Origin of the sequence: Bacillus sp. FSL W8-0629 (assembly GCF_038593225.1) — a bacterium.
GTDB classification, from domain to species: Bacteria; Bacillota; Bacilli; order Bacillales; family Bacillaceae; genus Bacillus; species Bacillus altitudinis.
Map to the genome: position 1 here is coordinate 2,572,339 of NZ_CP151975.1, position 21,580 is coordinate 2,593,918.

Consider the following 21,580-nt stretch of genomic DNA (forward strand, 5'->3'; position numbering starts at 1 on the left):
CTCTTAGAGTGTATACCTAAATCCAATTCTATTCAATTCATTTTTTGGGAAACTTGCCCTGAAATAATCTTTGCTTTTTGAAAAATAATGATGGGATAATAGCAACTTTTCTGAAGACAATTCTGTTATTCCATCAAAAAGAAGCGCATATTTATTATACCTTTCATCCTGATAAAACTTGCTTAAATCCCCATCATTTTTTAATAACGTGGCGAATTCACTCACTGCGAATTCATCACTAATTCTTTTGTTCCAGTATTTTTGAAGAAAAACTATTTCTTCTTTATTCTCATTTATTTCGGCCAGTCTATCAGGGAATTTTGAATAAAGGTCAATACATTTAAGATAATAAGAAATTGATTGTTCATAGGATTCTAGAAAATATGAAAGACCTAAAATATGATAAGCAGTAATGTTGTGAGCTGTGCTGAAATTTCTATCCAAAATTCTGTTAGCTATTTTTCTTGATTGGATTAATTCTGTTTTTTGCTTTAAGTAAATATTAACTTGAATTTCATCTAACCTAGCACCGTATGCAATTTTTAGAAACGGATCATTAAGCTGAAACAATAAGTCATTTATTTGATCAATAGTATAAATAGTTAAATCATAAAGACCATTCAAATAATAATAATAAACTTGTAAGACCTTCCCCATGATTTCAGTTTCCAAAAATGTGGTCTTAAAAAATCTTAGGTTATCTATAAAAGCGTTCCTTTCAAATGTAAACCTCGACTCAATCATTAGTGAATATAAAGCACACAACTCCTGAGACTTGGGATTCCTTTTGCTTTTGTATTCTCGTGCAATCACACTTGTGTAGTCGTACAATTGTTTAGAATAGCAATATTCTAAAGCAGCAGGAACATTTTTAGAACTAATGCCTTCTTTAAAATAATTTAAAATGAGTTCAATTTCGTTCTCTTTGTCAATGTAATTAATGATCTTATGAACTATCCAGAACGAGACATCCTTACCATATAAAAATTTGCTTAAATAACTACTGCTTATGCCCAGCTTTGTTGCAACTTGTTTTTGACTTTCTTTAGACATTTCTATTGAGTTTCTTAAATGTGTCCGTAAGTCTTTCGCGATTGTACTTGTCATATATGATCACCTTACCATTGTTAAATTTATCATGAAGTACAAAAAAATGTTGTCGTAAATTGTCGCAGAAGTATGAATTTTTGCTCTATAAATAAGTTAATTCAATTATAATCCTATTGTGTAACTTATTAACATACGACTTTCGGAGTTATTTAGATTAAAGGTTTAATTTGCAAAAGGTTTGCTTAGCATTCGAAATATGATTTCGAACAGTCTTTTCGCTAATAAAAAGCTCGCTTGCAATTTCTTTTGTTGTTTTATCTTGGACGAGCAATTCGAATACTTCTCTTTCTCTTTTGGTTAATAGCGGCTTGGATTGAAACTCTTTCTCCTTCAAGTATTGTAACCCTCCTTGCTAAGGTGAGAGCTCTAGTCTCTATAGAATGGGATTCTGTATAGTCGAGATATCATATGCCGGGTACTTGAGGTAGGTGACGTTAAAATCGAGAATTCCCGCAGATCGGCGTCCAATTTCCTCCCTTCAAACCGCACAAAAAAGGACGAGTCCCCTATAGAGACATCATCCTTTATCAAACAAGCTTTTAAAATATCGAAATGGCTCCTGTTAAAAGAGCAATAAGTGTTGTAAACAGGGCTGTGAGTACGGTCCATAGCAGTGCGTACTTTTGCAAATCACCAATATCTTTATTCAGCATACTCACAAGCAGTAATGTGGAAGCGACAAGCGGACTCAGTAAATGGACAGGCTGTCCGATAATAGAGGCGCGCGCAATTTCCACTGGATCAATTCCGTAAGCTGCGCCGGCTTCAGCTAAGATTGGCAGCACCCCGAAATAATAAGCATCATTTGAAAGAACAAATGTAAATGGCATACTCGTCAAAGCGACAATGAGTGGAAAAAATGAGCTGTATGAATCTGGAATCATGTAAATGACCAAGTTAGCAATGGACTCCACCATTTTTGTTCCCGAAAAAATGCCTGTGAAAATTCCTGCGGCAAACACAAGGGTAATGACCGTTAAGGCATTTCCTGCATGCGATAAAATCCGCTCACGCTGATCTTCAACTTTTGGATAGTTGATCATAAGCGCAATGACAAAGCCAATGAGAAAGAGTACAGGAATCGGTACGATATCCAATACAAGTGTGACCATGACAGCAATCGTCAGGAAGAAGTTGACCCAAATCAAGTTTGGTCTCTTCATATCAGCTACGCCATCTTCAATTGATGCCGCCAATTCAGGAGAGATCGAGACCTCTTCTTTATACTGAATCTCGGCTACCCCAATGCGCTTCCGTTCTTTTTTTCCAAGAACATACGCTGTAAAAAGGATAAAAAGACCGCCCCCTATCATCGTCGGGAGTAATGGAATGAAGAATTCCGCTGCATCTAAACCAAGTGCAGCAATCGCACGAGTAGCTGGACCGCCCCAAGGCGTCATTCCACTCATAATGCCTAGTGATAATAATGAAATCGTCCCTAAAATCAGTGGGTTCATCCCAATTCTTAAGAAAAGTGGAAGCATAGCTGATACGGTAATCATGTACGTTGTGGTCCCATCACCATCTAATGCAACAAGCATAGACAAAATCGCTACCCCAAAAGCAATTTTGACCGGATCGCCTTTCACAAAACGTAAAATCAGTTTGATCAATGGGTCAAACAATCCAGCATCCAGCATGACACCGAAAAATAAGATGGCAAATAACAATAAAGCAGCAGATGGTGCAACGGTCTTGAGTCCATCAAGCATCATGTCCCCTAATCCGCTGTAAAATCCACCGATTAATGCAAAGATGATTGGCACAACGGTGAGAGCCACCACCGGATGCATACGTTTTGTCATAATAAGAAATGTAAAAGTCACGACCATCAAGATCCCTAAAATAGCTAGCACTTCATATCCCTCCATCCTCTTCTTTACACGATCCACAAGCGCCCCTTTTGCACTTGCGGCCCGAAATGTTAGCGCTTTCTATTTCAAGGATATAATAGCTTTTTTTATAATGAAAATATCGATTTTTTCGTCTATTCAATAAATTTTTTTTATAATTAGCCTTGCTGACTTCTTAAAAACTCAATGAATGCTTTCACAACAGACAAATGAAGGGAATCTGGCTGGTACATGAGCCATGTATCTCTTAAAACAGGCTGTCCATCTTTATACGAAAGACCTTTTACAAATAGCTCATCACTTGGTCTGAGGCAAATTTCCGGGACAATGGCATAACCTAAACCATGCTTCACCATCTCTTTTGATGTATCTTGCCTGTCTGTCTCCATTGTCACAAGCGGAGGCATCGTGAACGTCTCCTGCCACCATCTGTTAATCAATCGTTTTAATGAACTATCCGTGTGATAGTCAATGAGCGGCAGCTTAGGAAGATCCTTTAGCTGTATTTCTGATTTTGAAATGATACAAAGCCGTTCTTTATCAAGCAAAAATCGCTCTCCATTCCAGTCGTAATCTCCTCTTAAAATCCCTAAATGTACACTTGATGTACCTAATAAATCCATGACTTTTGTGCTCCATCCTGTGTTCACCATAAATTGAACATGTGGATACTGCTTAGAAAACTCTCTTAAAATTTCCGGCAGTTTATATTGAGCAAAGTTACTCGACACCCCTAGTCGGATCGTTCCTTTGACCTTTTTTTGCATATTGAGCATGCCATCTTTCGTTTGCTGGAGCTGCTTGAGCATGTCATTTGCGTATTTAGCCAAATATTCGCCCTCTGATGTAAATTCAATTCCTCGTTTTCTTTTAAAGAAAAGCTTCATGTCAAATTCCTCTTCAAGCTGTTTCAATCGATAACTTAAGGCAGGCTGCGAGACAAATAATTTTTCTGCCGCTTTTGTGATGTTCTTCTCTTCATATAGCACCCTTAAAAACCGCCAATCTTTCTCATCCATTGTGTGCCCTCCTTTTGACCTTGTTATAAAAATAATTTATCGGTTTCTCTTAAAATAATGTATTTAACTTATTTCTTATTATACTTTACCATTTTGATTAGATAAATAGTAACTAAACAATTGAGGGTGAGAGCAATGAGAAAAGTTCCAATCACAATCATGCGAGGCGGTACAAGCAAAGGGGTCTTCATTCAAGCCAATGATGCACCTTACGAACACGATGAGCTCGAAGCATTTCTATTAGACATTATGGGCAGCCCTGACCGGCTACAAGTTGATGGAATCGGGGGCGGTAATTCTTTAACAAGTAAGGTGGCCATTATCGATAAAGCCACTCGTCCAGATGTGGATGTGAACTATACGTTTGCACAAGTCAGCATCAATGAAAGATTTGTCGACTTTAAAGGAAACTGTGGGAATATCTCATCAGCAGTTGGACCGTATGCCATCATTAAAGGACTTGTCCAAGCAGTTGAGCCTGTCACAACAGTACGTATTCTGAATACCAACACGAATAAAATCATTGTGGCAGAGGTAGAAGTCGAGAACGGAGAAGTAAAATTTGAAGGACAGGCAGAAATTCCAGGAGTGAAAGGAACAGGTTCTCCCATTTATTTATCCTTTGAGAAACCTGAAGGCGCTGTCACAGGTAAAACCTTTCCGACTGGAAACAAAATGGATATGATCCAGACAAAGTTTGGAGAGATTCCGATCTCAATCGTTGACATTGCAAATCCAATCGCCTTTGTCCGTGCCAAAGATATTCAATTAAAAGGAACTGAATTGCCTGAGGAGTTTACAGACGAATTGCTGGATGATTTAGAAGAGATTCGTTCCATCGCTACTGAAATGTGCCACTTTGCACCAAAAGAACTGGCCACATTACAGTCTCCAGCTGTTCCAAAGCTTGCAATTATCAGCGAGCCTGCTGATTATGTAGATACAAATGGAATATTGAGAAGAGCAGCAGATATGGACATCATCGTTCGGATGCTATCGATGCAAAGACCGCACCAAGCACTTGCCATTACCGGATCTGTCTGTGTGTCAGCCAGCTGTTTCATGGATCAAACACTTCCGGCACAGCTGTTTCAAGGTCAAGATGATACACTTCGAATTGGTCATCCTGCTGGTATTATGCAAACTGAAATTGATATCTCACAAAACAGAGTGAAAGTCATTCGAACCGCAAGAGAAATTCTAGATGGAGTGGTCTTTACAAAAAAAGACTACATGGTTCAACCTCAAATAAAAAGAGAAGCATAAATGAGACGTCATCATGTCGACAAAGAGCTAAAATGAACTGATTTTAGCTCTTTGTCTTTTTTTCAGTTTGAAGATCTTAAAGCAACTCCGTTCTAACATCGAATGCAACGGTTTGTCTACACACTCATCGAACGAGAAATTGTCTACTTGGGCGGTGCATCAATATCTCCTGCTGAATGGGCTTTTATATGTCCTTGATCATCTTTTAACTGAATATGACCATAACGGTTCACACCACAGCAAATCCCTTCCTGCCATGTTTGCTTTTCACGATCTAATGAAATACGAAGCGGTTGATTCAGCCGATATAATCGTTTGTTATAGAGGGCTGTGAGGGCTTCAAATCCTTCCATTTGCCAGCGTGCATGGTATTTTTCAAAGGCCGCTGCCAAATCTTTCACTAGCTGGTCCGCTTTCACCTCAGTCAGTTCTGATAGGCAAACGGTTTTATACGGAACGTGCTCCGGCTTTGTCTCTACATTGATGCCCACACCGATGTAAATGGCGCTGCGGTCTGCTTCAATTAATGTGCCAGATACTTTCGCTTCATTAATCAATAGATCATTTGGCCATTTGATTGCCAGCTGATCCTCTACTCTCATGAGTGGTTTGAGTACATCATAAATGGCGAGTGCCGTCAGCGGGGCAATCGTTGATTGGGTGGAGATATCTACTGGCGGTTTTACTGTCATCGTGACAGCCACATTGCCTGTAGGCGTTTCCCACGGTCTGCCAAGCCTGCCTCTTCCCGCTGTCTGCTGCCGGGCATATACAGCAAATGAAGGGGTTTCTCCTTGCTGAATAAGCCTTTTCGCTTCATTATTTGTACTATCAATGGTGTCGTATTGAAAAATCTTCATGCGCTCTCCTTTTGTTTCTTCTTCATTATGATTCTTTTATTATAACAAAATGAAACATGTGACCGTGATCCTTTAATGTCGCTGAGCCTGAAAAGTCTCTTTTTCTTCTTCTGTAAACGGCACAGGTGCCCCTGTATCTTTACTTATTTGCACCATGGTGACTGAGCCTGTAAAACACGGTTCTTGCTGTTCATTTTCTCCTAAATAATGAAGGATGAGAGAGCTTGATCCAACCTTTTCTGGCTTTACATACACTCGCAGTCTCTCACCGATCTCCACTTGCTTAATGTAATCACATTGAAGGTTTGCCACGACCGTAATCGTCTCTCGCGCACGCTTCATTCGTTTATCTACAATTCCCGTTTTTTGAAAGAAGGCAATCCGCGCCTCTTCAAAATACACAAACGGGGTGACATTGTTCATGTGACCAAACATATCCGTTTCTGAAAAACGGACGGTTGTTTCCACATAAAATCGAAACGATGCCCTCCACTCATCAAACGGTTCTTCAATATATGACGGCAGCCTCATTTGATCCACTCCTTATTCGCAAACAAAACGCCTCTCCCTTATTGGAAGAGGCGTTTGTTATGTTTTGCATCCAGCCTCTTGTAAACACTCATCATGATTGGCAAGGAGGACTGAATGTGATGTTATTCTGCGTGATCGCTTCCGAAGAAGTTACGGAAAGCTTGTAATGTTGTATCTCGGTTAAGTGCTGCAATTGATGTTGTGAGCGGGATTCCTTTCGGACAAGCCTGCACACAGTTTTGAGAGTTCCCGCAGTTTGCAAGACCGCCATCACCCATAATTTCTTCTAAACGGTCAGACTTATTCATTGCACCTGTCGGATGTGCGTTAAATAGACGAACTTGTGAAAGCGGTGCAGGGCCCATAAAGGAAGACTTATCATTCACGTTTGGACAAGCTTCAAGGCAGACACCACATGTCATACACTTTGAAAGCTCATACGCCCATTGACGCTTTTTCTCAGGCATTCTTGGTCCAGGTCCAAGATCATATGTGCCATCGATCGGCACCCATGCTTTGACTTTTTTCAATGAATTGAACATACGGCTTCGATCAACCTGCAAGTCTCTCACAACCGGGAAAGTTTTCATCGGCTGAAGACGAATCGGCTGCTCTAGCTTGTCAATTAGTGCTGTACATGACTGGCGAGGCGTTCCATTAATGACCATGGAACAAGCGCCGCATACTTCTTCAAGACAGTTCATGTCCCAGTTAATAGCCGTTGTTTTTTCACCTTTTTTATTGACCGGGTTACGTCTGATTTCCATGAGTGCGGAAATGACGTTCATATTCGGACGGTAAGGGATTTCGAATTCCTCATCATAAGGCTTGCCATCTGCTGTATCTTGACGTGTGATAATAAATTGAATCGTATTTTTTTCACTCATCTTATTTCTCCACCTTTTTCTTCGAGTAATCTCGTTTACGAGGTGCAATTAACGATACATCGACGTCCTCATAGTGGAATGCAGGTTTTTGGTTTTTCCCTTTGAACGTAGCCATCGTTGTTTTTAGGAATTCTTCATCGTTTCTTTCTGGGAATTCCGGTTTATAGTGTGCGCCTCGGCTTTCATTCCGGTTGTAAGCCCCAATCGTAATGACGCGTGCCAGCTGAAGCATGTTGTCAAGCTGACGCGTGAAGGCAGCGCCTTGGTTGCTCCATGAAGCTGTATCGTTGATGTTAATATGCTTATAGCGTTCCATTAGTTCTTCGATCTTCTGGTCTGTTTTTAAGAGCTTCTCGTTGTAACGAACCACTGTAACGTTATCCGTCATCCATTCTCCAAGCTCTTTATGAAGCACATATGCATTTTCTGTGCCATCCATGCTAAGGATGTTGTCCCATTTCTCCTGCTCTTTCTTCACGGCACTGTCGAATGTTGCAGATGATAAATCTTCTGCAGACTTTTCAAGACCGCTAATGTATTTCACAGCATTTGGTCCAGCAACCATTCCGCCGTAAATCGCAGAAAGCAATGAGTTTGCACCAAGTCTGTTTCCGCCGTGCATAGAGTAATCACATTCTCCGGCAGCAAACAAGCCTTTGATATTCGTCATTTGATCATAATCAACCCATAATCCGCCCATTGAATAATGAACAGCCGGGAAAATTTTCATCGGAAGCTTACGCGGGTCATCACCCATGAATTTTTCATAGATTTCAATGATTCCACCAAGCTTAATATCAAGCTCTTTTGGATCTTTGTGAGAAAGATCTAGGTACACCATGTTCTCTCCGTTGATGCCAAGCTTTTGCTCCACACATACGTCGAAAATTTCACGCGTTGCAATGTCACGCGGTACAAGGTTCCCGTATGCTGGGTACTTTTCTTCAAGGAAGTACCAAGGTTTTCCGTCTTTATATGTCCAAACACGTCCACCTTCACCACGAGCTGATTCACTCATGAGACGCAGCTTGTCATCTCCTGGGATCGCTGTTGGGTGAATTTGAATAAATTCTCCATTAGCATAATGAGCACCTTGCTGATAAACGATCGATGCAGCTGATCCGGTATTAATCATGGAGTTCGTTGATTTACCGAATACGATACCAGGGCCGCCTGTTGCCATGATGACAGCATCTGAACGGAAGGATTCGATTTCCATTGTCGTCAAGTTCTGTGCGACAATGCCTCGGCATACTTCCTCGTCATCTAAGACAGCGCCAAGGAATTCCCAGCCTTCATATTTCGTCACAAGACCCGCTACTTCATAACGGCGAACCTGCTCATCTAGTGCGTATAATAACTGCTGACCTGTTGTCGCACCAGCAAATGCTGTACGGTGGTGCTGTGTTCCCCCGAAACGGCGGAAGTCCAGTAATCCTTCTGGTGTTCTGTTAAACATTACACCCATACGATCAAGTAAGTGGATAATGGACGGCGCTGCTTCACACATTGCCTTTACTGGCGGCTGGTTAGCTAAAAAGTCTCCGCCATATACCGTGTCATCAAAATGCTCATAAGGTGAATCTCCTTCACCTTTTGTATTGACCGCTCCGTTAATTCCGCCCTGTGCACAAACAGAATGCGAACGTTTCACAGGTACGATTGAAAATAGTTTAACAGCTGTTCCCGCTTCTGCTGCTTTGATAGTTGCCATGAGACCAGCTAAGCCGCCTCCGACAACGATGATGCTAGAATTACTCATTGTAGCCCCTCTCCCTCTTCTACTAATCTATTTCCTCTTAAACAAAAGCGAAAATTGCTCTTAGCCCTACATATGAAAGCGCTATAAATATACCTAATGTCACATATGTGGAGATTCTTTGTGAGCGTGGTGAAACTGTAATTCCCCAGCTGACAGCAAATGACCACAAGCCATTAGCAAAGTGGAAAATAGTAGATAAAACGCCGACAATATAGAAACCTAGCATAAATGGAGAGCTTAAAATATTCGCCATCATGTCATAGTTTACTTCAGCTCCAAGCTGCGCTTGAATGCGTGTTTCCCATACGTGCCAAGTGACAAAAATCAATGTGATGATACCTGTAATCCGTTGCAGTCTGAACAACCAGTTTCTTAAGTAACTGAAGCGAGACGTGTTGTTTTGTGCCGTAAAGGCTATGTACACCCCATAAACAGCATGATAGATCAGTGGTAAGAAAATCACGAACAGCTCAAGTGCATATCTGAATGGAAGCTGTTCCATAAAGTGTGCAGCTTTGTTAAACGCCTCTGGTCCATTCGTCGCAAAGTGGTTAATCACTAAGTGCTGTACTAAAAATAGACCGACCGGAATGACGCCAAGCAAAGAATGCAATCTCCGATAAAAAAATTCTTTGTTCCCCGACATTACTTTACCCCCTAGTAAAAAAAGTGCAATTGCTTGAAAATTGTCTTACCCCCGCTTCTTTCAATTGTAAGCACTTTATTCAAATTTATTGACAATTTCATTTTACTCCTATGTCAAAAAAGCGTCAAGAAACCGCGTACATAAATTAAAATTTTCCGAAATTTAAAAGTTTTAAATCAAAATTCGTTTTACTACAATAAGAATTTCTTAGACTTCAGGGAAAACTCTGTCATCATATGCCCACATAAGCTATAATAAATTGTTGAAAGAGGGGAGCCATACAATGAATAAATTCGAATCTAACTTAGAACAGCTAAAAGAAATTGAAGTCAATGGATTTGCCTACGAGCTGATACGCGAAGTTCTGCTGCCTGACATTCTTGGTCAGGATCATTCATCTATGATGTATTTTGCGGGTAAACTGCTTGCTCGTAAATTTCCTCAAGAGTCATGGGAAAAGATCCCCGAATTTTTCCATGATGCCGGATGGGGAACTCTCACGATGGTCCATTCTAAAAAACAGGAAATTGAGTTTGAGCTCGAAGGTCCACTTGTATCGAATCGACTCAGCTACCAAAAGGAGCCATGCTTTCAAATGGAAGCAGGTTTTATCGCTGAACAGATTCAGCTTCTCAATGAGCACGTGGCTGAATCCTATGAACAAGTAAAAAAGCGTGCTGATAAAGTCATTTTAACCGTTAAATGGGATTTAAGAGACCCTAGCTAACACTGTTTATGAAAGGCGATGACTTCGTGTCACGCCTTTTTTATATACCCTTCTATCATAGCACAGTTGGCGTAACGGTTTACGCACGTTTTTCTTTCTTCATATGCTGATGATTTCCAATATAAAAAAGAGGTGTATCTTTTTACGGAATACACCTCTTTTGAAGATTTAAGAATGAGCAGCGGCGCTCACCTTTGATAATTCAAACGCATCATGAAGGGCTTCTACCGCTTTCACCATATCTTCACGATCAACGACTGTGGAGACTTTGATCTCAGACGTACTGACCATTTTCACTTGAATGTCTTTTTGAGCTAATACAGCGAACATTTCAGCCGCAACGCCTGGGTTTGAAACCATACCAGAACCCACGATGGATACTTTGGCTAATTTGCTTTCTGTCTCAATCTGCTCATAACCAAGCGCACCTTTGTATTCTTCTAATACTTCAACTGTTTTAGACAAATCATCCGTTTTCACAGAGAAAGAGATGGAGGTCTGATTGGTGCTTGTGACAGACTGAATGATGATATCGACATTGATATTTTGCTTTGCAAGTGTCGTAAAAATAGTCGATAGCGTTGTTAAACCGCTTGAAAGGCCGCATACCGTCACGCGTGTCATCTGATCTTCAAATGCAATGCCTCTTACAACTAAATTTTGTTCCATGGATGATTCCTCCTCAATTAACGTACCCGATTCATTTTCAATACTAGAACGGACTTCTAGTGGGATTTGATAATTTTTCGCAAATTCGACCGCTCTCGGATGCAGCACACCTGCTCCTAAATTGGCTAACTCAAGCATTTCATCGTATGAAATTCCTGCAAGTTTTCGCGCAGACGGTACATAACGAGGATCTGTTGTAAACACACCTGGTACGTCCGTATAAATATCACATTTGTCCGCTTTGAGTGCCGCAGCTAGTGCCACTGCTGTCGTATCTGATCCACCACGCCCAAGTGTTGTAATATGTAGATCATCCGCAATTCCTTGGAAACCTGCTACAACGACGACTTTTCCCGTACTCAGTTCTTCTTGGATTCTTGCTTCATCGATGTCCACGATTCTTGCATTTCCGTGCACCTTCTCTGTTTTCACCCCAGCTTGCCAGCCTGTAAAGGAAATGGCATCATAACCTTTTGCTTGGAGCGCCATCGCTAATAATGAAATGGTCACCTGCTCACCAGTTGTCAGTAGCATATCCATTTCTCTTTTGCTTGGATCATCTGTGAGTTCTTTCGCTAGGTCTACTAGAACATCCGTTGATTTGCCCATCGCAGACACAACCACGACCACATCATTTCCTGCCTCGCGTTCAGCGATGACTCTCTCTGCGACATTGCGAATTTTTTCTGTCGATCCAACAGATGTTCCACCAAATTTTTGTACAATTAGTCCCATGTCTACCACCCTTTTTCAAAAGATCACGTGTGAGAGAAGAGGCTGCGGAGACTGCTCTGTTCACTGCAAATAAAAAAGCAATGAGAGAACAAATCTCCCATTGCTTTAAAATCATCATCAACGATGCAAACAATGAGATAGCCCTCCAAGAAATGAATTCTTGACAGCCCTACATTTCTTCAATGTACAGCCAGCGAATAAAATGAGTGGATTTTATTCACTTCGGCGACGCTCCCCTTTCAGCCCTCTTCCTAGATCCCCTCGATCTCTGAAGGCTTACTCTTGAAGTTCGCACCTCTATCTTCAACAAACAACACGTTCATTTATTAAATTAGTCACATCTTAACAGACTTTTGGAAAAAGTACAATCTATTTTTTTAATGCCTCCATTAAAAGTTCAGCCGTTTGTTTCGGAATACCAGCGTCCTGAAAATCCTGGATAGAGGCTTCTTTCATCTTTTTCACAGAGCCAAAATGTTTAAGTAACTGCTTTTTGCGCTTTTCCCCGATACCTGGGACATCGTCTAGAATAGACTGGAATGCATTCTTCCCGCGCAGCTGCCGGTGAAAACTAATCGCAAATCGGTGCACTTCATCTTGAATACGCTGCAATAAATAAAAGGCCTGACTATTCCGTTCGAGCGCAACAATTTCAAGCGTATCACCCATCATAAGATTCGATGTCCTGTGTTTTTCATCTTTCACTAGACCTGCCACAGGAACAGACAGATTTAATTCATTTTCGAGCACATCTATGGCTGCGTTGATTTGTCCTTTTCCTCCGTCGATTAAAATCAAGTCAGGAAGCGGCAGTTCATCCTTTAACACCCGGGTATACCGCCTTCTAATGACTTCACGCATGGAAGCATAATCATCGGGCCCCTCAACGGTTTTAATTTTGTATTTTCGGTACTCTTTTTTATACGGCTTCCCGTCTTGGAAGACAACCATAGCGGATACGGGGTCTGCTCCTTGGATATTGGAGTTATCAAACGCCTCAATCCGGTATGGCATATAAATATTGAGTGCATCGCCAAGCTGCTCCACTGCACCAATTGTCCGTTCTTCATCACGCTCTATAAGCGAGAACTTTTCTTTGAGAGCGATTTTGGCGTTTTGGTGGGCGAGTAAAAGCAAATCCTTCTTCTTTCCTTTTTTCGGCTGATGAACATTCGTTTCAAGCAATTGCTCAATCATCTCTTGATCGACGCTGTCCGGCACCAAAATTTCTTTCGGCAGAAAGTGGTTGTTTTTTTCATAAAACTGCCCCATAAACGTGAGAAATTCTTCCTCAGGGTCTTGATACATCGGAAATAGGCTGACATCACGTTCGATTAATTTCCCCTGTCTGATGAAGAAGACTTGGACACACATCCAGCCCTTATCATAAGCATAGGCAAACACATCACGATCAGATAAGTCACTCATCGTCATCTTTTGCTTTTCCATCGTTGAGTCAATATATGCGATTTGATCTCTCAGTTCTTTTGCCCGCTCAAACTCTAATTGTTCGGCCGCTTCTTGCATCTTTTCTGTTAATTCTTTCTTGATTTGCTGATGTCCTCCGTTTAGAAATCTTGTGATTTCGTCGACGAGCTGTTTATTCGTTTCTTCAGAAATGTCATACACACACGGAGCAAGACATTGTCCAAGATGATAATAAAGACAGACTCGGTCAGGGAGTGTCGCACATTTTCTAAGTGGATATAAACGGTCGAGCAGCTTTTTCGTTTCTCTTGCTGCTTGTACATTTGGATATGGACCGAAGTATTTCCCTTTATCCTTTTTCACATTGCGGGTGACAATCAGCTTAGGATGACGTTCATTCGTAATTTTAATAAAAGGATACGTTTTGTCATCCTTGAGCATGACATTGTATTTCGGGTCATATTTTTTGATTAAATTCAGCTCTAAAATAAGTGCCTCAATATTTGAAGAGGTGACAATGTATTCAAAGTCTTCGATTTCACTGACAAGCCGCTGCGTTTTGGCATCATGAGATCCTGTAAAATAAGAGCGGACCCTATTTTTTAATACCTTTGCCTTTCCCACATAAATGATCGTATTTTGTCTATCTTTCATTAAGTAACAGCCTGGTTGATCAGGTAAGACTGACAGCTTTTCTTTGATCAATTTGTTCATATTTTCATCCGTCCTTGTTTTCCTCTTTCACTCCTTCTAGTGTATCACGAACATTTGTTTTATACCACGATGAAAGAAAAGCGGCTCTCGACTATACGAGAACCGCTTTTGAGATCATGCCACGCGGGCATCGATCGGTTTATAGATGTTTGTTTACAAGCTCAGCTAATGCTTCTTTTGGTTTGAAACCAACAGACGTTTCGACGACTTCACCGTCTTTTAAAACAAGAAGTGTTGGGATACTCATAACGCCGTATTTACCAGCAGTTTCTTGGTTATCATCCACATCAATTTTTACAATTTTCATTTTATCGCCCATTTCTTGATCAAGTTCTTCAAGAACTGGAGCAATCATTTTACAAGGTCCGCACCAAGGTGCCCAAAAGTCTGCAAGAACAACACCTTCTGCAGTTTCTTGTGAAAATGTTGCGTCAGTAGCTTTTACGATTGCCATTATTCATTCCTCCAATGTAAATTATGCTTTTTAGTATAGCATCTACCAATGTGACTTGCGAATGAAATGCTTACGAATCATTTTTTATGAAATGAATTAAAAAACAAACCGTATGATCGCACCAATAACAACAATCGCACCGATGATCATCAGAATGGTTCTAAGCATATGACATGACTCCCTTTCCGCTTCATTTACAATGTATGATGCCCCAACATTCTTCTCATCAAACATTGAAATATGCGATCAAGCCAGATCGACGGTCAACATTACAACCGACATAGGCGGCAGATCAATAGTCAGCTCGCCGTGCTTAACAGCAAATTGCCGAAAGTCCGCAGGCTGAACGGAATGAGGATCATCGAACGTGTTGTGCGCATTCATCCGATCAGCAGTCAGCACACGGCCAGTGACCTTCGTTTTTGCATCGATTCCCTCTATCGCTAGAGATACGTCTGCTTTTTCATGGGGATTCACATGACATAAACTAATATGCATCTTATCAGATGACCGCGAGGCTGACACACTGACTTGAGGGATTTTTTCACCCCGGCGTTCATATGAAGGGACATTCAATTCTACTTCAAGCGCTTCTTCTTCTTGATGCACTTGAAACATATGAAATACGTGATAGGTAGGTGTCAGGAGCATCTTTTCGTCCTGCGTTAACACCATCGCTTGCAGCACATTGACGGTCTGGGCAATATTCGCCATATGAATCCGCTGGCAATGGCGATGAAAAATATGAAAATGCAAGGCACAGACTAGAGCATCTCTTAATGTGTTTTGCTGATACAAAAACCCTGGATTTGTCCCCGGTTCTGGATCATACCATGTCCCCCATTCATCAATAATCATCCCGATTCGCTTGTCTGGGTCATAACGATCCATGATCTCTCCGTGATCTACAACAAGCCGCTCCATTTCAGACGCCTTTTTCAGCGTTGTAAACCACTCATCCTCATCAAAATCAGTCGCTGACCCTTTCTTCTCCCATGTTCCTGGGACCGTATAGTAATGCAAACTGAGCCCATCCATCCATGGCGCTGCAAGCTCCATTAACACTTTTGTCCAATTCACATCATTTGAATTCGCACCACATGCGATTTTGTAAATGCGCTGACCAGCAAACTCTCTCACATACGTTTGGTAGCGTTTATATAAGTCTGCATAATACTCTGGCGTCATATTTCCACCACATCCCCAGCTTTCATTGCCTACACCAACATACGTCAGCTCCCACGGTTCTTGTTTTCCATTTTGAATCCGCCAATCCGACATAGGTGTCCCTTTAGGAAATGTGATATATTCAATCCATTCTGCTAATTCTTGAACAGAGCCGCTTCCAACGTTTCCACAAATATAAGGCTCACATTCAAGTAATTCACACAGTCTCATAAATTCATGTGTACCAAACGCATTTGATTCAACGGTGCCACCCCAATGAGTATTCACCATCGGCTTTCGTTCACTCAGATCACCGACGCCGTTTGCCCAATGATACTCGTCTGCAAAACAGCCGCCCGGCCACCTCAGCACCGGGATATGTAAGGCTTGAAGTGCCTTTAGTACATCGGTACGAATCCCCTCAATATGGTCAATCGATGAGTCTTTCCCTACCCAAATGCCGTCATAAATTCCTCTTCCTAAATGCTCTTGAAAGTGTCCATAGATGTGTTTAGAAATGCGTCCAATCACTTCATTCACTTTTACTGTCCCATTCACTTGTAAACCGCTCCTTTGTTTCGTGATGACATACAAAAAAACCCAGAATACCTAGGCATTCTGAGTGTATGAGCGTTAAGAATGGATATTCATCTTTTTTAACTCTTCATTTAAAAGCGGAACGACTTCGAATAAGTCACCGACAATTCCGTAATCGGCAATTTTGAAGATTTCAGCTTCTGGGTCTTTGTTGATCGCAACAATGACTTTACTGTTGGACATACCGGCTAAATGCTGAATAGCTCCTGAAATCCCGCAGGCAATGTAAAGGTCAGGTGTGACCACTTTACCGGTTTGACCAATTTGCAGGGCATAATCGCAGTAGTCAGCGTCACATGCACCACGCGAGGCACCGACTGCTGCGCCAAGCGTTTGGGCAAGTTCTTTCAGCGGTTCAAAGCCTTCTTTGCTCTTGACCCCCCTGCCTCCTGCGACAATGACCTTCGCTTCAGATAAATCTACACCTTCTGATGTTTTTTTAATGACTTCCTTCACGATCGTTCTTAGGTTTTGAATATCGACAGAAACTGGCGTCACTTCTCCGCTGCGTGACGCATCACGCTCCAGCGGTGCCACGTTGTTTGGACGGATAGTAGCCAAAAGCAGACGATCTGTTGAAATGACTTTTTCAAAAGCTTTTCCTGAATAAATCGGTCTAGTGAAAACAAGATGTTCACCGGTAACGCTTACATCTATTGCATCTGAAATTAATCCTGTTTGCAGGCGTGCAGCTATTTTTGGTGACAAGTCTTTTCCGATCGATGTATGACCGAACAGCACTGCATCAGGATTGACTTGATCTAATATTGCTTGAAGCGCCTGCGCAAAACCATCAGACGTATAATAAGAAAGATGCGGGTGCTCAACGATCATCACATGATCCGCTCCATAATAAAGCAGTTCATCCGCTTGGTCTTTGACGTGATCCCCTATTAAAACGCCAATCACTTCACCGCCATCAGCCACCTCGTGAGCGGCAGCAATCGCTTCAAAAGTCACATTTCTTAATTTACCGTCACGACTTTCTCCAAGTACAACAACTTTTTTACTCATCCTTTAAGCTCCCCCTTGTTCTCGTGATATCGTAAAGTGGATGTTTAGATGACTTTTGCTTCATTTCTTAGCAGGTCTGTCAGTTCCTTGACCTGATCCTGAAGCTCGCCGCTCAGCACCTTGCCACCCTCTTTTTTCTCCGGTAAAAAACGTTCAATGGTTTTGATTTTATATGGCACATCGTCTTCATCTAGATCTAGATCGTCTAATTCTAATTCTTCTAAAGGCTTTTTCTTTGCCTTCATGATGCCTGGTAACGATGGATAACGAGGCTCATTGAGACCTTGCTGCGCGGTGACCACTAGCGGGAGCTCGGCAGAAATCACTTCCACATCCCCCTCTGCATCTCGCTCAATTGAAGCTGAGCCGCCGTCAATTTGAATACTTGTAATGGTTGTGACATATGGAAAGCCGAGTAATTCAGCAAGACGCGGGGCCACCTGTCCAGACCCGCCGTCAATCGCTACATTCCCTGCTAAAATTAAGGAAGCTTCTTTATCTTTGAAATAGTGATATAGAATCGTAGAAGCGGAAAACTGATCCCACTCCTCCAAATCATCTTCAACATTTAATAAAACGGCTTGATCGCAGCCCATTGCAAGTGCTGTTCTAAGCTGCTTCTCCGCATCTTCATTGCCAACTGTCACGACCGTTACTTCTCCCCCGTGCTCATCCCGAAGCTGAATCGCTTCTTCAATTGCGTACTCATCATAAGGATTAATAATGAACTCTGCCCCATCTTCTTGAATAGCACCAGACTGAATAGAGATTTTCTCTTCCGTGTCAAACGTACGCTTCATTAAAACAAAAATATTCATTCATTTCTCCCCCTTGTGTCGTACTAATCCCTTATTCCCCTTTAAAATTCGGTTTGCGCTTTTCGATAAAAGCCTGGATGCCTTCTTTGGCATCATTCGACTGGAACACCTCAGCAAACTTTTTGGCTTCCAGCTTCATTCCGCCATCATATGAGTACACTTTTGTCGCATTCAATAACTCAAGCACATACTCAAGCGTTTTAGGGCTTTTCGCTGCAAATTTCGCCGCCAATGTTTTGGCTGTTTCCAGCGCTTCTTCCTCTGTTTCCGCAAGTTTTGAAACAAGTCCGCAGGCAAATGCTTCTTCTCCTGTAATCGGCTCAGCTGTTCCCATCATTTCAAGTGCTTTAGCTGATCCAACATAGCGAGGCAGGCGCTGCGTTCCGCCGAATCCTGGGATAATACCGAGATTTAATTCCGGCAGTCCCAGCTTTGCATCTTTTGTTGCGATTCGAATATCACACGACATCGCCAACTCAAGCCCGCCGCCTAATGCTGCCCCGTGAATGGAAGCAATCACCGGTTTTGGACATTGTTCAATTCGTTCAAACACTTGCTGTCCTCTGTCTGCAAGGCTGGCATAATCAGATTCTTCCTGCAAGGTCGTAAATTCTTTAATATCAGCACCTGCTGAGAAAAATCTACCTTCTCCATGAATGACAATAGCTCTCACTTCACTGTTTTGTTCAAGCTGATCAAACATGTCGTTGAGTTCAGTGAGAAGCTGAGAGGATAAGGCATTTGCAGGTGGGTGTTGAATCGTGATGAGTGCTGTCTGTTCGTCTTGGTGTAAGCTAAGTATTTTTTCCATGTCAATCATCCTTTTTCAATTGTCTTTAAGATTGATGTATTCCGTTTAAGAGAAGATCATGTACACTTTCTGCGAGTGCAGGCAGGTCATACTTTTGATCATTCATGACCCATGTTGTAGCGGTTTCGTCAATCGTCCCAAATACCATTTGTCTCGCTAAGCGGACATCTAGATTTTGTCTAAATTCTCCTGTCTTCTTTCCTTCGGCTAAAATGGAGTCTAGCATATTTAAATACCCTTTCAGCACCTCATTGATTTTTTGGCGCAGTTCAAGGTTTGACTGCCTGAGTTCAAGCTGTGTCACTAGGGCCAAATGATGGTCTTGAGATAGCAGGCGAAAGTGTTCTCGAATGAGGAGAAGAAGCTTTTCTTTGGCAGACGGTTTCTTTTGAATATCTGTTTCCATCCGTTCGATGAATTGTCCCATTTTTTCTTTGAACAACGAGATCAAAATGTCCTCTTTGTTTTTGAAATAGAGATAAATGGTTCCGTCTGCTACCCCTGCTTGTTTGGCAATCTTTGAAACTTGTGATTGATGGTAGCCGTTCTCTGCAATCACCACAACGGCTGCATCAATAATTTGCATGTACTTCGGTCTTTTCTGCTTCAATGTGCTTCGTCCCTTTCTAAATTGAATGAGCATTCATTCATAACTTTATGTTAAAAAGAAACGAGTGATTTGTCAAGTAATGTTCTTCTTTCTTTTCAACCATTAGCATACCAGAGCAGACACGTACAATTCAAATCATCCGGCCGCTTGACCGGATGATGCTGGTTCATTCTCTCATCGATCGACTGGTTCTTCTGTTGAAGATGATTGCTTTCTTTTTTCTTCTTCAATTAACACTCTGCGCAAGATTTTCCCTACAGCCGTTTTAGGCAGTGATTCCTTAAATTCGTAGACACGCGGCACTTTAAATGAGGCAATTCTTGTTCTTACAAAACGATCCAGTTCATCCTCTGTTACATAGGCATCCTTTTTCGGGACAACAAAGGCTTTTACTGTTTCCCCTCTATACGGATCTGGAATACCCGCCACAACCACTTCTTGTACAAGCTCATGCTCATAAAGGGCTTCTTCAACCTCTCTTGGGTAAATATTATAGCCGCTCGCGATGATGACATCTTTTTTCCGGTCTACGATATAGAAAAAACCATCCTCATCCATATACCCAATATCTCCTGTGAAAAACCAGCCGTCTCTTAACACTGCCGCTGTCTCCTCCGGCTGATTCCAGTATCCTTTCATGATTTGAGGACCTTTGACGATAATCTCTCCGTGCTCATATGGCGCTTTGAGTCCACCCGTTTCTTCACAATAAATACCGGCATCTGTATTCGGCCAAGGGCACCCGATACTTCCTATTTTGTTCGCTCCCCATAAGAAATTGGCATGAGTGACAGGAGAAGTTTCTGAAAGTCCATACCCTTCCACCAGCCTTCCTCCTGTTAGTTTTTCAAAACTCTGTTTGACTTCAACAGGAAGAGCGGCCGATCCGCTTAAGCATGCGGTGATGGATGATAGGTCATACTTTTCAATATTCGGATGATGAAGCAGGGCAATATACATCGTTGGTGCTCCTGGGAACAGCGTCGGTTTCTGTTTTTCAATGGTCTTCAAGGCATCCGCTGCATCAAAACGCGGAAGAAGAATCATTTGATGACCTTCTTTGACTGCAAGGTTTAGCACGGTCGTCATGCCGTATACATGAAAGAACGGAATGATCCCAAGAATCCGTTCTTTTCCACGGTTCGTTTTATACATCCAGGATGCACACATTTCTGTATTGGCTACTATATTTTCGTGTGTGAGCATGACCCCTTTTGGTAAACCGGTCGTTCCGCCTGTATATTGCAAAACTGCGACATCCTCTTTCGGTTGAAAGGATATTTGCGGAATCCGTTCTCCTGACGATTCTTTCATGATCTGTGAGAAATGATGAATGGTCTCACTCTTCTCCACTTGGATGACCATGTTGTTTTTTCTTCGCTGGACAATCGGAAACAATATGTTTTTCGGAAATGGCAAGTAATCTTGTAATTTCGTGACGATCAAATGTTCCATACTTGTCAGCGCTTTCATTTTATAGGCCTTTGGATACAGTAGATCGAGAGTGATCAGCACCTTAGAGCCACTGTCCTCCATTTGATATTCCAGTTCTTTCTCCGTATAAAGCGGATTGGTTTGAACGACAATGCCGCCTGCTATTAAAACCGCATAATAAGAAATCACCGATTGCGGGCAGTTTGGCAGCATAATCGCTACTCTGTCGCCTTTTTTGACACCGATGTCAATCAAGTGACTGGCTAATTTCAGTGCATCTTCTTGTAACTGCTGGTAGGTGATGTTTTTTCCTAAAAAATGAATGGCTGTATGCTCAGGTGCTGCCTCTGCGGAGCTGAATAAGTAAGATTGCAACGTTTCATTTGGGATGGTGAGTTCGTGGGGAATTTGATTCGGGTAATGCAGAAGCCAACGTTTATCTGACTGCATAAAAACCCTCCTTCCTGA

General features: G+C 41.9%; 20 protein-coding genes and 1 riboswitch. Of the genes, 2 read left to right on the forward strand and 18 right to left on the reverse strand.

From position 1 onward, the window contains the following. Positions 1 to 3: 3 nt before the first annotated feature. The 4 genes from NSQ17_RS13345 to NSQ17_RS13360 form a co-directional block, all read right to left on the reverse strand. Positions 4 to 1,107 carry an AimR family lysis-lysogeny pheromone receptor gene (locus NSQ17_RS13345; protein ID WP_342467518.1) on the reverse strand — a complete coding sequence of 368 codons (1,104 nt, stop codon included), beginning with the start codon at positions 1,105 to 1,107 and terminating at the stop codon, positions 4 to 6. Between the two features lie 157 nt (positions 1,108 to 1,264). Next, positions 1,265 to 1,444, reverse strand: a complete 180-nt coding sequence (locus tag NSQ17_RS13350) for a LuxR C-terminal-related transcriptional regulator (protein ID WP_059374661.1) — start codon at positions 1,442 to 1,444, stop codon at positions 1,265 to 1,267. 205 nt (positions 1,445 to 1,649) lie between these two features. Further along, positions 1,650 to 2,966 (reverse strand): citrate:proton symporter, encoded by a 1,317-nt coding sequence (locus NSQ17_RS13355; protein WP_342467519.1) that lies wholly within the window; start codon positions 2,964 to 2,966, stop codon positions 1,650 to 1,652. A 155-nt stretch (positions 2,967 to 3,121) separates the two neighbouring features. Beyond that, positions 3,122 to 3,982, reverse strand: coding sequence for a LysR family transcriptional regulator (locus NSQ17_RS13360; RefSeq protein ID WP_144679840.1), 861 nt, complete (start codon positions 3,980 to 3,982; stop codon positions 3,122 to 3,124). 135 nt (positions 3,983 to 4,117) lie between these two features. Here NSQ17_RS13360 and NSQ17_RS13365 point away from each other — a divergent pair, with 135 nt between their 5' ends. Further along, entirely contained in the window at positions 4,118 to 5,248 is a 1,131-nt protein-coding gene (locus tag NSQ17_RS13365) for a PrpF domain-containing protein (RefSeq protein ID WP_342467520.1), read from the forward strand. Between the two features lie 143 nt (positions 5,249 to 5,391). Here NSQ17_RS13365 and NSQ17_RS13370 read toward each other — a convergent pair whose 3' ends face one another. From NSQ17_RS13370 to NSQ17_RS13390, 5 genes are all read right to left on the reverse strand, one after another. Beyond that, on the reverse strand, positions 5,392 to 6,108 hold the full coding sequence (locus NSQ17_RS13370; protein ID WP_125589921.1) for a biotin--[acetyl-CoA-carboxylase] ligase: 717 nt from the start codon (positions 6,106 to 6,108) through the stop codon (positions 5,392 to 5,394). Between the two features lie 72 nt (positions 6,109 to 6,180). Further along, complete coding sequence (locus tag NSQ17_RS13375; RefSeq protein ID WP_073413707.1) at positions 6,181 to 6,639, reverse strand: thioesterase family protein; 459 nt, start codon at positions 6,637 to 6,639, stop codon at positions 6,181 to 6,183. Positions 6,640 to 6,761: 122 nt separating this feature from the next. After that, entirely contained in the window at positions 6,762 to 7,526 is a 765-nt protein-coding gene (gene sdhB, locus NSQ17_RS13380; protein ID WP_008345969.1) for a succinate dehydrogenase iron-sulfur subunit, read from the reverse strand. A 1-nt stretch (position 7,527) separates the two neighbouring features. After that, positions 7,528 to 9,288, reverse strand: a complete 1,761-nt coding sequence (sdhA, locus tag NSQ17_RS13385) for a succinate dehydrogenase flavoprotein subunit (RefSeq protein ID WP_008345971.1) — start codon at positions 9,286 to 9,288, stop codon at positions 7,528 to 7,530. A 37-nt stretch (positions 9,289 to 9,325) separates the two neighbouring features. After that, on the reverse strand, positions 9,326 to 9,934 hold the full coding sequence (locus NSQ17_RS13390; protein ID WP_007501622.1) for a succinate dehydrogenase cytochrome b558 subunit: 609 nt from the start codon (positions 9,932 to 9,934) through the stop codon (positions 9,326 to 9,328). A gap of 283 nt (positions 9,935 to 10,217) precedes the next feature. On the opposite strand from NSQ17_RS13390, the gene NSQ17_RS13395 reads away from it, so the two are divergent. After that, entirely contained in the window at positions 10,218 to 10,661 is a 444-nt protein-coding gene (locus NSQ17_RS13395) for a YslB family protein (RefSeq protein WP_008345974.1), read from the forward strand. 168 nt (positions 10,662 to 10,829) lie between these two features. Here the strand turns inward: NSQ17_RS13395 and NSQ17_RS13400 are convergent, their stop codons facing one another. The 9 genes from NSQ17_RS13400 to NSQ17_RS13440 all read right to left on the reverse strand — a co-directional run bounded on the left by NSQ17_RS13400 (position 10,830) and on the right by NSQ17_RS13440 (position 21,562). Beyond that, positions 10,830 to 12,065 carry an aspartate kinase gene (locus NSQ17_RS13400; protein ID WP_342467521.1) on the reverse strand — a complete coding sequence of 412 codons (1,236 nt, stop codon included), beginning with the start codon at positions 12,063 to 12,065 and terminating at the stop codon, positions 10,830 to 10,832. Between the two features lie 130 nt (positions 12,066 to 12,195). Then, positions 12,196 to 12,373: riboswitch (Lysine riboswitch) on the reverse strand. Positions 12,374 to 12,434: 61 nt separating this feature from the next. Then, positions 12,435 to 14,207, reverse strand: coding sequence for an excinuclease ABC subunit UvrC (uvrC, locus tag NSQ17_RS13405; RefSeq protein ID WP_041506756.1), 1,773 nt, complete (start codon positions 14,205 to 14,207; stop codon positions 12,435 to 12,437). A 139-nt stretch (positions 14,208 to 14,346) separates the two neighbouring features. After that, positions 14,347 to 14,661: a thioredoxin gene (gene trxA, locus NSQ17_RS13410; protein ID WP_007501629.1), complete on the reverse strand. Its 315-nt coding sequence runs from the start codon at positions 14,659 to 14,661 to the stop codon at positions 14,347 to 14,349. A 246-nt stretch (positions 14,662 to 14,907) separates the two neighbouring features. Continuing rightward, entirely contained in the window at positions 14,908 to 16,386 is a 1,479-nt protein-coding gene (locus tag NSQ17_RS13415; protein ID WP_326110786.1) for an alpha-N-arabinofuranosidase, read from the reverse strand. 75 nt (positions 16,387 to 16,461) lie between these two features. Further along, positions 16,462 to 17,439 (reverse strand): electron transfer flavoprotein subunit alpha/FixB family protein, encoded by a 978-nt coding sequence (locus NSQ17_RS13420; RefSeq protein ID WP_017358243.1) that lies wholly within the window; start codon positions 17,437 to 17,439, stop codon positions 16,462 to 16,464. A 44-nt stretch (positions 17,440 to 17,483) separates the two neighbouring features. After that, positions 17,484 to 18,257, reverse strand: a complete 774-nt coding sequence (locus NSQ17_RS13425; protein ID WP_035391188.1) for an electron transfer flavoprotein subunit beta/FixA family protein — start codon at positions 18,255 to 18,257, stop codon at positions 17,484 to 17,486. 31 nt (positions 18,258 to 18,288) lie between these two features. Next, positions 18,289 to 19,068 (reverse strand): enoyl-CoA hydratase, encoded by a 780-nt coding sequence (locus tag NSQ17_RS13430; RefSeq protein WP_017358245.1) that lies wholly within the window; start codon positions 19,066 to 19,068, stop codon positions 18,289 to 18,291. A 25-nt stretch (positions 19,069 to 19,093) separates the two neighbouring features. Further along, positions 19,094 to 19,678, reverse strand: a complete 585-nt coding sequence (locus NSQ17_RS13435) for a TetR/AcrR family transcriptional regulator (RefSeq protein WP_024718637.1) — start codon at positions 19,676 to 19,678, stop codon at positions 19,094 to 19,096. Positions 19,679 to 19,852: 174 nt separating this feature from the next. Then, positions 19,853 to 21,562, reverse strand: coding sequence for an AMP-binding protein (locus tag NSQ17_RS13440; RefSeq protein WP_144679832.1), 1,710 nt, complete (start codon positions 21,560 to 21,562; stop codon positions 19,853 to 19,855). Between the last annotated feature and the right edge of the window lie 18 nt (positions 21,563 to 21,580).